Source organism: Xylanimonas ulmi (genome assembly GCF_004216535.1).
Taxonomy (GTDB): domain Bacteria; phylum Actinomycetota; class Actinomycetes; order Actinomycetales; family Cellulomonadaceae; genus Xylanimonas; species Xylanimonas ulmi.
On the sequence record NZ_SGWX01000001.1, the window covers coordinates 3,235,313 to 3,247,991 of the forward strand.

12 protein-coding genes are annotated in these 12,679 nt (G+C 70.8%); 9 read left to right on the forward strand and 3 right to left on the reverse strand.

Going from position 1 to position 12,679, the window contains the following annotated elements:
• Nucleotides 1–88 precede the first annotated feature (88 nt).
• The 6 genes from EV386_RS14910 (at nt 89) to EV386_RS14935 (ending at nt 7,415) form a co-directional block, all read left to right on the forward strand.
• Nucleotides 89–1,948 carry a DUF7927 domain-containing protein gene (locus EV386_RS14910; protein ID WP_130416122.1) on the forward strand — a complete coding sequence of 620 codons (1,860 nt, stop codon included), beginning with the start codon at nt 89–91 and terminating at the stop codon, nt 1,946–1,948.
• A 56-nt stretch (nt 1,949–2,004) separates the two neighbouring features.
• Nucleotides 2,005–3,483 (forward strand): SpaH/EbpB family LPXTG-anchored major pilin, encoded by a 1,479-nt coding sequence (locus EV386_RS14915; protein ID WP_165399955.1) that lies wholly within the window; start codon nt 2,005–2,007, stop codon nt 3,481–3,483.
• Between the two features lie 65 nt (nt 3,484–3,548).
• On the forward strand, nt 3,549–4,421 hold the full coding sequence (locus EV386_RS14920; RefSeq protein ID WP_165399956.1) for a class C sortase: 873 nt from the start codon (nt 3,549–3,551) through the stop codon (nt 4,419–4,421).
• 82 nt (nt 4,422–4,503) lie between these two features.
• Nucleotides 4,504–5,634 carry a helix-turn-helix transcriptional regulator gene (locus EV386_RS14925; RefSeq protein WP_165399957.1) on the forward strand — a complete coding sequence of 377 codons (1,131 nt, stop codon included), beginning with the start codon at nt 4,504–4,506 and terminating at the stop codon, nt 5,632–5,634.
• Between the two features lie 84 nt (nt 5,635–5,718).
• Nucleotides 5,719–6,735 (forward strand): AraC family transcriptional regulator, encoded by a 1,017-nt coding sequence (locus EV386_RS14930; protein WP_130416125.1) that lies wholly within the window; start codon nt 5,719–5,721, stop codon nt 6,733–6,735.
• Between the two features lie 119 nt (nt 6,736–6,854).
• On the forward strand, nt 6,855–7,415 hold the full coding sequence (locus EV386_RS14935; RefSeq protein ID WP_130416126.1) for a hypothetical protein: 561 nt from the start codon (nt 6,855–6,857) through the stop codon (nt 7,413–7,415).
• Nucleotides 7,416–7,426: 11 nt separating this feature from the next.
• Here the strand turns inward: EV386_RS14935 and EV386_RS14940 are convergent, their stop codons facing one another.
• On the reverse strand, nt 7,427–7,846 hold the full coding sequence (locus EV386_RS14940; RefSeq protein ID WP_130416127.1) for a very short patch repair endonuclease: 420 nt from the start codon (nt 7,844–7,846) through the stop codon (nt 7,427–7,429).
• Between the two features lie 84 nt (nt 7,847–7,930).
• On the opposite strand from EV386_RS14940, the gene EV386_RS14945 reads away from it, so the two are divergent.
• Nucleotides 7,931–9,139, forward strand: coding sequence for a DNA cytosine methyltransferase (locus EV386_RS14945; protein WP_130416128.1), 1,209 nt, complete (start codon nt 7,931–7,933; stop codon nt 9,137–9,139).
• Here EV386_RS14945 and ppk2 read toward each other — a convergent pair.
• Together ppk2 and EV386_RS14955 are read right to left on the reverse strand one after the other, a co-directional pair.
• Entirely contained in the window at nt 9,073–9,915 is an 843-nt protein-coding gene (gene ppk2, locus EV386_RS14950) for a polyphosphate kinase 2 (RefSeq protein ID WP_130416129.1), read from the reverse strand. The genes EV386_RS14945 and ppk2 overlap by 67 nt on opposite strands.
• An 83-nt stretch (nt 9,916–9,998) precedes the next feature.
• On the reverse strand, nt 9,999–11,006 hold the full coding sequence (locus tag EV386_RS14955; protein WP_130416130.1) for a hypothetical protein: 1,008 nt from the start codon (nt 11,004–11,006) through the stop codon (nt 9,999–10,001).
• Nucleotides 11,007–11,209: 203 nt separating this feature from the next.
• On the opposite strand from EV386_RS14955, the gene EV386_RS14960 reads away from it, so the two are divergent.
• On the forward strand, nt 11,210–11,749 hold the full coding sequence (locus EV386_RS14960; RefSeq protein WP_130416131.1) for a peptidylprolyl isomerase: 540 nt from the start codon (nt 11,210–11,212) through the stop codon (nt 11,747–11,749).
• Nucleotides 11,750–11,828: 79 nt separating this feature from the next.
• Entirely contained in the window at nt 11,829–12,674 is an 846-nt protein-coding gene (locus tag EV386_RS14965; protein ID WP_130416969.1) for a rhomboid family intramembrane serine protease, read from the forward strand.
• The last annotated feature ends 5 nt before the right edge of the window (nt 12,675–12,679 follow it).

Genomic DNA, 12,679 nt, shown 5'->3' on the forward strand with positions numbered 1-12,679 from the left:
CAGAGGCGCCGCCCCACACTCTCTGCGACCGCACAGACGAACAGAACAACCCAAAGCGGTCAACGACGAACGAGGAGGGCGACGACAGATGAGAGTCTCTTTGGGGCGGCTCGGCTCCGTGACCCGGCTGATGGCGTGCGCTGTCGTGGCGCTGCTCGTGGTCGTGTTGGGAGCGGGCCTGGCGCCAGCGCGCGCTGACGCTCAGAAGATCGACGGCGCCATCACGAGCGGCACGCTCACTCCGACGGACCCGGTGCCTGGGGAGAGCGTCGAGCTAGAGATCACGTGGAGTGTCCCCGACGGGGTGCATGGTGGCGACTGGTTCGAGTTGGCTCTGCCCGAGGGGCTCAACCGCTTGACGTCAACGTTCGACCTGAAGGACCCGTCGGGGAACCTCGTCGCGACCGCCGCCGTCAGCGCAGGGGTCGTGAAGTTCACGCTCACGGACTTCGTCGAGACGCACAACGACGTTCACGGCACGGCGTACTTCTGGGTCCGGGTGTCTTCCGAGGCCAAGCCCGGTCAGCAGATCACCGTCACCTTGGGCTCGACGACCACGACGATCATCGTGGGGGACCCCGGCGGGCCGGGCACCGGCGGCCCGGACGACCTGAGCGCCACCAAGTACGGCCACTGGCGGGGCGAAGAGGGTTACGGCGACGAGAGCGACTTCATCGACTACGTCGTTCGGACGCCGGTGGGTCCATTCGACACCGTCACTTTCAAAGACACGCTCGGAGGAGGGCAGGCCTTCGTCTGTCACGAGACCGACGACGCTGAGGCCCCCACCGTCACCTACTACAAGATCGACCCCAATACGGGCGCCTACCTCGCGACGCAGTACCCGGACGAGGACGAGACGACGATCGACTGCACCGAGGCGAGCGCCACTCTCACGGTCACTGTGAAGGACGTCCCTGAGGAGTTCATCGCCTTCCTGACGTACACGGTCCGAGTCACCGAGTACCTCGACGTTTACAAGAACTCGGCGCTCATCACCACAGATCGGACGACGGACGAGGTGCCCAGCAAGGTGGAGCGCATGGGCGCGGGCGGCGACGGCGAGGGCGACATTCCTGACAAGCCGGCGACGGTCGTGGTCACGAAGACCGCTGACCCCATCAGCGGAACCTTGGTCGGACCGGAAGACGTCGTCACCTACACGCTCGCGTTCGATTACGAGGGTCAGGGTGCCGCAGTGCCGGTCGAATACACCGACCACCTCGGCGGAGTCCTCGACGACGCCGATTTCGTCGAGGTGACCAACGACGGCGGGCTGAGTGTCACCGGCCCGACGGACGGCGACCTGCACATCACGGGATCGCTCAGCGCGGACACGGCGGTCAGCTACTCGGTCAAGGTCAAGCCAGCCGCGCAGCAGACCGCGACCGACGGCGACTGCACGCTGCGCAACCAGGTCGTCAAGAAGGGCGAAGAGAGCGGCCCGACCACCGAGCACCCGGTGCAGTGCTTCCCTCGGGTCCACATCGCGAAGGTCGATGAGTACGGTGTCGCGCTCGGCGGTGCGCAGTTCGCGCTGACGAACGCCGCAGGCACCAAGAGCGTCGAACTGACGCCAAAGGACTTGGGCGGGTTCGTCAGTGGGGCGCTTGAGCCGGGTGACTACCGGCTCGAGGAGGTTGCGGCCCCCGAGGGTTACCAGCTCCTGGCGGAGCCGGTGCTCTTCACGGTCGACGACGAGGGTGTCGTGGCGCTGACGGGCCCGTCCGAGAACGGACCGGCCACGGTCTCCCTCTCCGACGACGGCGTGTACGTGATCACCGTGACCGATCGGCGCGCGTACACGCTCCCCCTGACCGGCGGATCGGGCGATGTGGCCTTCTGGGTCGGCGGAGCCGCGGTCCTGTCGATCGCGGCCGCGAGCCTCGTCGTCGGGCGCGGGAAGCAGACCACGCGCCGTCGTCGTGCACAGGCGGTGGATCAGTGAGACCCACCACCTGCCGTACCTCCCCCGTCGTCCCGCTACACCCGAAGGAGAAGAAGGTGCAGAACACCACCAGGCGCGGCCTGCTGCGCACCGCCGTCGTCGCCCTCGCAGGGGCACTCGCCCTCGCGAGCGGGGCAGGTGCGGCGCACGCCGCGGACCCCAGCCCAGTGATCGACCCGGCCGCCAAGGGCTCGATCACCATCCACAAGTTCGACCACCCGACGACGGCGCTGCCGCACGACGGCACGGAGGTCACCACAGGCCTTGAGGGCTTCTCTCCGATCAACGATGTCGAGTTCACCGTTCAGCAGGTCCTGGGCGAGAACGGCGCGTACGACCTGACGACGAACGCAGGCTGGACGGCGCTCGAGTCCCTCACCCCCGAGATCGCCAAGAATGGGCCGTTCGGGTCCTCGACGACCATCACGACGGGGACCGACGTCGACGGCGTCGCGGTCGCGGGCAACCTTCCGGTGGGCGTCTACCTGGTCACCGAGACCAAGCCACCGGTCGGGGCGGCGCCTGTCGCGCCGTTCCTGGTCACCGTCCCGATCATGAACCCCACCACCAAGAGCGCGTGGCTGTACGACGTCCACGTGTACCCGAAGAACTCGATCGTCGGCGCGACCAAGACCGTTGACGACGAGCCGACAACGCTCTTCCACAACGTCGTGTGGACCATCCTCGCGGATATCCCCGACACCCCCGTGGTCGACGACAGCGTGGTGATCGACGGCTACAAGATCGTCGACCCCCTCGACTCGCGCCTGACCTACACCAGCACTGCCGTCTCGTTGACGGCGGGCCCCGCCCTCACCGGCGCCGACTACACGGTGTCGTTCGACAGTGCGCACAACACCGTGACCGTGCTGTTCACGGAGAAGGGCCGGGAGGCGCTCGCCGCGAACCACGACGCCCAGGTCAAGGTGGAGATCACCACGAAGGCGAACACCACGGCCGAGATCCCGAACACGGCCATCGTCTACCCGAACCTTCCGAGCTTCTCCATCGAGCCCGGTCAGCCCGGCGGGCCGACCAAGACGCCCCCCGTCGAGACCAAGTGGGGCAGCGTCTCGATCCACAAGGTCGTCAAGGAATCCAAGCAGAACCTGTCCGGCGCGACGTTCGGCCTCTACCTCAACGAGACGGACGCGCTCAAAGCGGACGCGCAGAAGGCCGTGAAGATCGGCACGACAGGCGCGGACGGCATGCTGAGGTTCGAGGGCCTGCGGTACTCGGACTTCGCCGACGGCAAGGACGTGGTGGAGGGCGAGGCCGGCTACCAGGCCTACTGGATCGCTGAGCTCCAGGCGCCGGCCGGATATGAGCCGCTCACCAAGCCGATCAAGGTCATCGTCGGGGCCCCGGGAACCGCACCGGCCACCTACACCGTGGAGAACGCTCCGCGGCAGAACGTGATCCACCTCCCGCTCACGGGAGGATCCGGCGCCGCGATGCTCACCGTGGCGGGTGCGCTGGTCGTCGCCGGCACGCTCCTGATCGCCTCACGCCGCCGCACGACGGCGCAGGCCTGACCGAAGAACGCGGGCGGGTGTGGGCAGCGGGTGCTGCCCACACCCGCCGCACGAAGGGCCTGGAGTTGGCAACGAGATCTCGCGCCCGGCGGCGCTCGTGGACGGCGCTCGTGGGCGTGACGCTCGGATCGGGGCTCTTGTTCTACCCGGCGGCCTCCGGGTGGTTCTCCGCGTGGGCGCACGGCGCCGAGGTCACCGACTACGTCGAGAGCGTGAGCCGGCTCCCCGTCCCGGAGAAGGCGGACGAGTTGCGCAGCGCACGCGAGTTCAACGCGAACCTCGCGGGCATGCCGCTCGAAGACCCGTACGCAGGCGCCCAGATCGACGCTGACGCCTGGGGTGTTCAGGAGTACCTGGGCCAACTCGACGACACCGAGGTCATGGCGCGGGTGCGCATCCCGGAGATCGACGCCGACCTGCCCATCTACCACGGAACGAGCGAGCAGACCCTCGCTCGGGGTGTCGGACACCTCTTCGGCAGCGCGCTGCCGGTGGGCGGGTCTGGAACCCACGCGGTGCTGACGGGGCACTCCGGCATGGTCGGAGTCAGGGTGTTCGACGACCTGCACGACCTACGGATCGGCGACCAGTTCACGATCAGCGTGCTCGACGAGGTGCTGACGTACGAGGTCGACCAGATTCTCACGGTCGAGCCGACCGACATCGAGGCGCTGCGCCCTGTCGCCGGCCAGGACTACGTCACCCTCGTGACCTGCACGCCGATCGGCGTGAACTCCCACCGGCTCCTGGTGCGAGGCGTGCGGGTCCAGGCGCAGGCCGCGCTCGATCCGGTGACGACGACGGCGCCCGCCGTGGGCGCGTCGCCCGGCTTCCCCTGGTGGGCGCTCGGCGCGTTGGGCGTGCCCGCAGCGTTCGCGGCGGGGGCGTGGCGGCATGAGGTGTGGCGCTCGCGCCGTCGTCGGCCGATCCCCGCGTGAGCGTCGCCGAATGGCGTCAATCCCTGCCCAGACCACGTCATCCGCGCTCAGGCGCATTCGATGAGTCCAGACCATGAGGCGCATGCTGACGACGTCCGAGCCGCACCTGACAGTGCCGGCGGTCGCCTCGGTCCACGCCCGTGAGCGGGACCGGGTGCACTGTCCGTCGGTGTTCGCCTCGACGCTGCCCGGTGGCAAGCGCATGACGCGCGCCTTGGCGGGCGCCGCGGGCATGGCCGCCTTCGGCGCCGTCCCGCTGCGCGTCGGGGATGAGGCGCAGTTCTCGTGGCGCCTGGCCTGCGCCCGATACGGTCCGATCGAGATCGGCATCGCCCAGTTCACACCGCACCGCCGCGAGATGCCCGGGGACCAGTTCGGCCACGATCACCCCGTCTCCCGGTTGGCGATCACGCTCGACGGCTCACAGACGGTCACGGTCGCGGGGCAGGAGCTCGTCATGACGCCGGGGTCGGGTGTGCTCGTCTCGGGTGACATGCACGCGGTGTATGACGCCTCGACTGACGCGACGCGGTTGCACGTCGACATCGCCGCCGACCATCCGGGGTTCGCGCCGCTGTTGCGCAGCGTGCGATGCGGATACTGGCCGCCGAAGACGTCGCTGCTCATCGCGCTGAGCGGCTTTGTCGGAGCGCTCCTGCGCCGCAGTGACTTCGCGGACACGTGGGCCGATCGGGCGGCGGTGCGCCGCACGCTGGAGGCGATGGTGTGCGCGACCGTCTCCTCGGCGCCGCCGGTCCAGGAGGGCGGCGAGTTGGTGCTCAGCCACCGTCAGCAGGCTTTGCAGTACATCCGCGTGCATCACACCGACCCGGCCCTGACGGCGTGCGGCGTCGCGCAGGGACTGGGGATGTCGATCCGGACTTTGCAGCGCGCCTTCGCCGACGACAAGTGCGTATCGCAGTGGATCGGCGAGTTTCGTGTGGAGTCCGGCCTGGCGCTCTTGCGAGACCCGAGGTTCGTCGACACGACGCTCCATGAGATCGCCGTCCGCTGCGGGTTCGGGTCCACCGTGGCGTTGCGCCGGGCCGTGCAGACGGCGACCGGTCTGCCGCCGTCGGTCTACCGTGACCGGCATGTGGGCGCGGCGCGCGGCGCCGGCGGCGCGGGTGAGCGGTGCCATGACGGCTCGGGCACCGGCTACCTTCCGCCCGCCCATCCGGCCACGCGCCGGATGTCCCACTCGGTGGGATAGGCCACGGTCATTCCTGCGCTGCCGCATTGTGCGATTCGCGCCTGGCGGCGGTGGCGGCGCCCGCCTGCGCCGCATTCTGGCGCGATGGCAGCACGGACCATGGGCGCCACCGAGGGCGCCCGCGGACAGGCGAGACCCGCCGTCTCCGGGTGTGCCTCGATCGACCTGCCCTCCGACCCCACGGGGCAGCGGTCGATCCTTCGGCTGGCGGGCGGCGAGGGCCTTCGCGCGTTCGCGGGGCGCGCTCGCGACGGCTCCGAGCAGGACGGCTTCCGGGCGCAGATCGTGGCGGGCCGGTACGGTCCGGTCGACCTGTGCGCTTTGAGGTACACGCCGCACCAACTCGCCAGCGCGGGCGTGAACTTCGGGCACAGCTACCCGGTCAGCCGCCTGCTCATCATGCTGGAGGGCGGTGGCACGGTCTGGATCGGCGAGCACACCATCGAACTGGGCCCGGGCGGTGGAGCGCTGCTGCCCGGCAACCTCCCGGTCCGCTACGAGGTGACCGAGACCTCGTCGCGGATCCAACTCGACCTGCCCGCCGACGATCCCGTGTTCGCCAACCATCTGCAGGACGTGTCCTTGGCCCACTGGCAGTCGCGTCACTTCGCGCTGGAGGGTCTGGCCGCCTATGGGCAGGCCCTGCTGCGCTACGACGGGTCGAAGGCCAGTTGGGCCGAGCGCGCCCAGGCGCGTCGCGGGCTTGAGGCCCTGGCGTTGGAGACCGTCGCGTCGGCGCCGTCGCTGGACGAGGTCAGCCGCCAGTCACCTCGGGGCTTTGCCCTCGACTACATTCGCCGTCACTTCGCTGACCCTGCGCTCACACCCCAGAGCGTGGCTCGCGCGGCGGGCGTCTCGCTGCGCACGATGCAGCGCGCCTTCACCGGTGAGCGCAGCATCGCCGAGTGGATCGCGCACTACCGCCTCGATCACGCGCTCGCGCTCCTGCGCGATGAACGCCTCTCGATGCTGACGAACGCCGAGATCGCCATTCGCTCGGGCTACGGATCGACGACCAGCATGCGCCGCGCCGTCGCGCTGGCCACGGGATACTCCCCGACGACCTACCAACGTCTCCACGCCAGCGCCGAGCGGGAGTGACGTCGTCGGCAGTCCAGTGCCTGGGGCGAGCGTTTCGCGCCAGCCCTGCTGGTTGCCCGGGGCGATGTTCAAAACTGACGGCGAGCGGTGCGTGACCGCCAGACCGAGGAGCGTTGACCATGCCCGTCCCCCACAGGCACTCGTTCAGAACCCACGAGGAGTTGCTGGAGGCCGCCGCGGGTCTGGGCCAGCGCGAGGTCGATGAGGTCGCCCTGGCCGCGTTCGAGGCCGTCCACGCGCTGGAGGGCTGCTCGTGCACCATCAGCGACGACGCCGCACGGTTCGGGTACATCAGCGAGGTCGCCGTCAGCCAGGCCGCCGTCCGCGCCGGGGTGCGCGAGACGATCCTCGGCGACCTGTGTCGCGCCGCGCTCGACACGGTCGACGTGCTCGATGTCATCGAGGGCATGGGGCATGTGGACATCCGCGACGTCGTCTACCCCGCCGTCGCCACGGCGGCCATCGAGCACGCGCGCTCGGACATCGAAGATCGGATGAGCCAGTTCGAGGACCTTGTCTCCGACATCTCCTACACCGAGGTGTCCGTCGCCGAGGTCGCGCAGGTGCGCGGTCAGCTGCACGACGCCGTCGACTGCGCGCTGGAGATCGAGTTGGGGGTCATCGAGCTCGCCGCGGCTCAGGCGCGTGTGGGCACTTATCGAACCCGTCACCTGCGGTAGGCGCCACCGGCTCACCGGTCGCGCGTGAGCAGCGGCTCGACGCGGTCGGCCGCGTCCTGGGGGTCCTCGTGCTCCCAGATGCGCACCACCGACCAGCCGCGGGCCTCCAGCGCGGCCGTCGTCTCGGCGTCGCGGCGCATGTTCCCCGCGATCTTCGCCTGCCAGTAGTCGGTGTGGGTCGCCGGGATGCGGCAGTGGTCCGGGCAGCCGTGCCAGAAGCAGCCGTCGATCAGCACGACGACGCGCGCGCGGGTGAAGACCAGGTCGGCCGTGCGGCGCAGGGTCGGCTCGGGGCGGATGTCGACGCGGTACCGGTAGCCGCGGGCGTGCAGGGCGCGGCGCACCGCGAGCTCGGGCTGGGTGTCGCGCGAGCGATTGCCCCGCATCGATCGGCGGGCGTGCTCGGAGGAAGCCCATGACTCAGGGGCCATGCCTGGCACTGTACGCGCGGCGCAGCGGCCCGGGACGGGCGAGGCGGACCGGACCTGTCGGCGCCACCGTCTAGATTGCCTGTCGTGGCAGACGTGACGCCGATCGGCTCGGCGCGACCGGCGGCGCTGGAGTTCTTCGCCGGCATCGGCCTCGCGCGCCTGGGCCTGGAGCGCGCGGGGTTCCGCGTGTCGTGGGCCAACGACTACGAGCCCGACAAGCGGGCCATGTACACCGCTCAGTTCGCCGACCGACCGGGCGAGCACACCTTCGCGCTCGGAGACGTGGGCCGGGTCGAGGTCGACGACCTCCCGGTGGACGCGGCGCTCGCCTGGGCGTCGTCGCCGTGCACCGACCTGTCGCTCGCCGGCGGCCGCGCGGGCCTGGCGGGCGCCGAGTCCGGGTCGTTCTGGCATGTCGTGCGGCTGCTCACCGGCCTTTGTGAACGCCGCCCGCGCGTGGTGGTCCTGGAGAACGTCGTCGGGCTCGCGACCTCGCACGGCGGCGACGACCTCACCGCCGCGATCACCGCGTTCAACGGCCTCGGGTATTCGGTCGACGTGCTCGCGCTCGACGCGCGGCGGTTCCTCCCACAGTCGCGCCCCCGCCTCTTTCTTGTCGGCGCGCAGCAGCCCCCGGCGGACACCCCCGAGGCGAACCCCGACCTGCGCCCTGACTGGCTGCAGTGGGTGTACGGCGACACGTCGCTGCGGACCCACCGCGCCCCGCTGCCCGCGCCCCCGGCGCCGCTGACCGGCGGACTCGGCGACGTCGTCGAGCAGGTGCCGCTGGACGACGGGCGGTGGTGGGACGAGGCCCGCACCGAGGCGTTCGTCGCCTCGCTCTCCCCCACGCAGCGCTCGCGCGTCGCCGCGCTGCGGCGGGCGCCGGGCGTGCGGTACCGCACGGCCTACCGGCGCACGCGTCACGGGGTCGCGGTCTGGGAGGTGCGCCCGGACGACATCGCGGGCTGCCTGCGCACGGCCCGCGGCGGATCGTCGAAGCAGGCCGTCGTGCGGCTGGGGGGATCGCGGCTGCGCGTGCGGTGGATGACGCCGCGTGAGTACGCGCGCCTCATGGGCGCGGGCGACTACGACCTGAGCGCTGCGCGCACCAACCAGGCGTTGTTCGGCTTCGGCGACGCCGTCGCGGTGCCCGTGGTGGAGTGGCTGGCGAGGCACTACCTGATGCCCCTGGTGCGCGGCGAGCTGGCGCCGCGGTCGCCCGCTCAGCCCGCCGCGGCGTCCTTATCGTTCGACGGCGGCTCGGCCGCGTGGGCGTCGGCGTACAAGTAGTCGTCGCGGTTGGGGCGACTGATGTCCTCGGCCTGCGCGGGCATCTGCGGAATCTCGACCGTCGGGTGCTCGATGGGCTCCCACGGCACGGTGGCCAGGATGTGCTCGATGGCGTTGAGGCGGCTGGCCCGCTTGTCCTCCGACTCGATCGTCACCCAGCGCGCCCAGAACACATCGGTCGAGGCGAACATGCGGTCCTTGGCCCGTGAGTAGTCGTTCCAGCGCGTGATGGACTCGGTGTCCATGGGCGAGAGCTTCCATCGCCGCATGGGGTCGCTCGCCCGGGAGACGAAGCGTCGGTGCTGCTCCTCGCGGCTGACCGAGAACCACAGCTTGCACAGGATGATGCCGTCCTCGACCAGCATCTGCTCGAAGCGGGGGGCCTGCCGCAAGAACCGCTCGTACTCCTGCTCGGTGCAGAACCCCATGACCCGCTCGACCCCGGCGCGGTTGTACCAGGACCGGTCGAACAGCACCATCTCGCCGGCGGCCGGCAGGTGCGCGACGTACCGCTGGAAGTACCACTGGGACGACTCGCGCTGCGTCGGCGTCGGCAGCGCCACGACCCGCACGGTGCGCGGCGACAGGTACTCGCTGATGCGCTTGATCGCCGAACCCTTGCCGGCGGCGTCGCGGCCCTCGAACAGCACGACGACGCGGGCGCCCGTCTCACGCACCCACTCCTGCATCTCGACGAGCTGGGCCTGCAGGCGGCGCAGATCCGCGTTGTAGGTCTTGATCGGAATGCGCTTGACCTTGCTCTTGCTCTTGCCCATGGGCCCGGCTCCCTCGCCTCGACGTGGCCGTGTGGACCCCGAGGTCCACGGCGACTGGCTCCGAGCCTAGCCAAGTGCGCCCGTCACTCAGACTTGGTGGCCTGCTCTTCGTCGTCCGCGCCCTCGTCGTCGGCCTTGTCGTCGGCCTTGTCGTCGTCTGCGGCTGCCGGCTTCTTGGCCGCGGCGCGCGTGCGCGTCGTCGCCTTCTTGGCCGCGCCGGCCGCCTTGTCGACAGCCTCCTCGACGGCCTCGGTGAGCTTCTCCTGCGCCTCGGTGGCCTTCTCGACGATGTCCTCGCGCACCTCGGCGGCGCGCTCGGCCAACTTCTCACCCGCCTCGCGTGAGCGTGCGACCGCGACCCCGGCCACCTCACCCACAACCTCGGCCGCCTCACCCGCACGCATCTTCGCCTCGCGCGCGACGCCCTCGTAGTCGGGCTCGGTCGCCTGCTCCCAGGGCTCGGCCCACGGGTCGTTCTGCGGCTGGGCGCGGCGCCAGAACAGGTACCCGACGGCGGCCGCGGCGCCCGAGACGAGCAGCCAGAAGAACCCGCCCTTGCGCTTGCGCTTGGCCGGCTCCGCGGCGACGACGGCGTCGGCCACCGCCGCGGCGGTGTTGGCGGTCGCGGCCTTGGCGGCGGCGTCATTGAACGCGGCCACCAGGCGCGGCAGGTACTCGTCCACGAGCTTGTCGTGGGCGACGTCGACGGCCTCGGCGGTGCGCACGTGGGCGACGTCGACCAGGGGCAGCAGCCGCTCGTGCGCGGTGTCGACGATCGGCACGAGCCTGTCATGAGCGGTGTCGACCAGCGGGGCGGCCTTGTCGGCGAGGGCCTCGACGCGCGGGGCGGCGGCCTGGACGGACTCGTGCCACGCCTTCTCGGCGCGGGGGCGCAGCCAGGAGAGGAAGTCCTTGGCTCGCGGCTCGGCCCACTCCTTGGCCTGCTCGGCGATGACGCCAGCCTCCTTCGCGGCCCGCGACCCGGCGTCGGTCAGCGTCGCCGCCGCCCGCGCCGCCGAGTCCTTAAGGTGCTCCGCGTCGATAGATCGCACCGAGTGGGTCACCGTCTGGGTCACGCTCTTTCGCACCATGAGCCCACTCTGCCACCGGCCATCATCCTCGCGCGAGACGGCCAGGCGGTGCGGGTCACGTCGTCGGGCCCGTGGCGCTGCGTGGGCGGCGGCCCGTCGCCTCGCGTGCGTTGTCGCACGACGACGCACGGCGGGTCGCGCAGGACCCCTGATCGGGTCGATCCGGCCGGGGCCGTGAGGGTGACCCGTGGGAGGATGGCGGCATGTTCGCAACCCTGCACACCACGCTCGGCGACATCCGCATCGAGCTGCTGCCGAACCACGCGCCCAAGACGGTCAAGAACTTCGTCGGCCTCGCGACCGGGGCCCAGCCGTGGACCGACCCCAAGACCGGCGAGGAGAAGACCACCCCGCTGTACGAGGGTGTCATCTTCCACCGCGTCATCGACGGCTTCATGATCCAGGGCGGTGACCCGCTCGGCACCGGCACGGGCGGCCCGGGCTACACCTTCGACGACGAGATCCACCCCGAGCTGGGCTTCTCGGAGAAGTACCTGCTGGCGATGGCCAACGCGGGCAAGCGCCGCAACCCCGTCACGGGCGAGGCCGCCGGCACCAACGGCTCGCAGTTCTTCATCACCACGGCCGAGACGCCGTGGCTGACCGGCAAGCACACCATCTTCGGCAAGGTGGCCGACGACGCGTCCAAGGCCGTCGTCGACGCCATCGGCGCCACCAAGACCCGCCCGGGCGACCGTCCGGTCGAGGACATCGTCATCACCTCGGTCACGATCGAGGACTGAGGCTCGCGGCAGGCTCGGCCCCCGGTGGCCGAGCCTGCCGACGCCTGTGGACAACCGCCGACCAGTCGAGGGCCGAACCATCACGACCGACCAGCCGATCTCCCAGCCGCAGGCGCCGCCGGTGTGCCCGCGGCACCCGGACCGCGTCGCCTACGTGCGCTGCCAGCGTTGCGGGCGCCCCGCGTGCCCCGAGTGCCAGCGCCCCGCGGCGGTCGGCATCCAGTGCGTCGACTGCGTGCGCGATGCCGCCAAGAGCGCCCCGCGCACGACGACGGCGGTGGGCGGGCGCGTGCGCCGCGGCCGCCCCACGGTGACGTTCACGCTCATCGGGATCTGCGCCGTGATGTTCGCGCTCCAACTGACCGTGCCGGGGTGGACCGGGCGGTTCATGTACGCGCCCGTGCTGGGGGTGCACGAGCCGTGGCGGTTCCTGACGGCGGCGTTCTTGCACTCGACCGGGTTCTTCGGCCACATCATCTTCAACATGTGGGCCCTGTACGTCACGGGCCAGTTCCTCGAGCCGGTGCTCGGGCGGGCGCGCTTCACCGCGTTGTGCGTGCTGTCGGCGCTCGGCGGCAGCGTCGCCGTCTTGCTGCTCGCGAGCCCCGCACAGGCCGTCGTCGGCGCCTCGGGCATGGTGTTCGGCCTGTTCGGCGCCATGGTCCCGGTGCTGCGGCGGCTGGGCGGCAGCGCGGCGCAGATCATCGGACTGATCGCCATCAACGGCGTGATCGGGTTCCTTGTGCCCGGCATCTCCTGGCAGGGCCACCTGGGCGGGCTCGTCGTCGGGCTCGCGCTCGGCTACGGGTTCGCGCACGCGCCGCGGGAGCGGCAGAAGCTCTTCGGGTGGCTCCTGCCCGCGGCGGTCGCCCTGGTGCTCGTGGTGGCGGTGGTCGCCAAGTACGCCGCGGTCGGCGTCCTCTAGGCGGC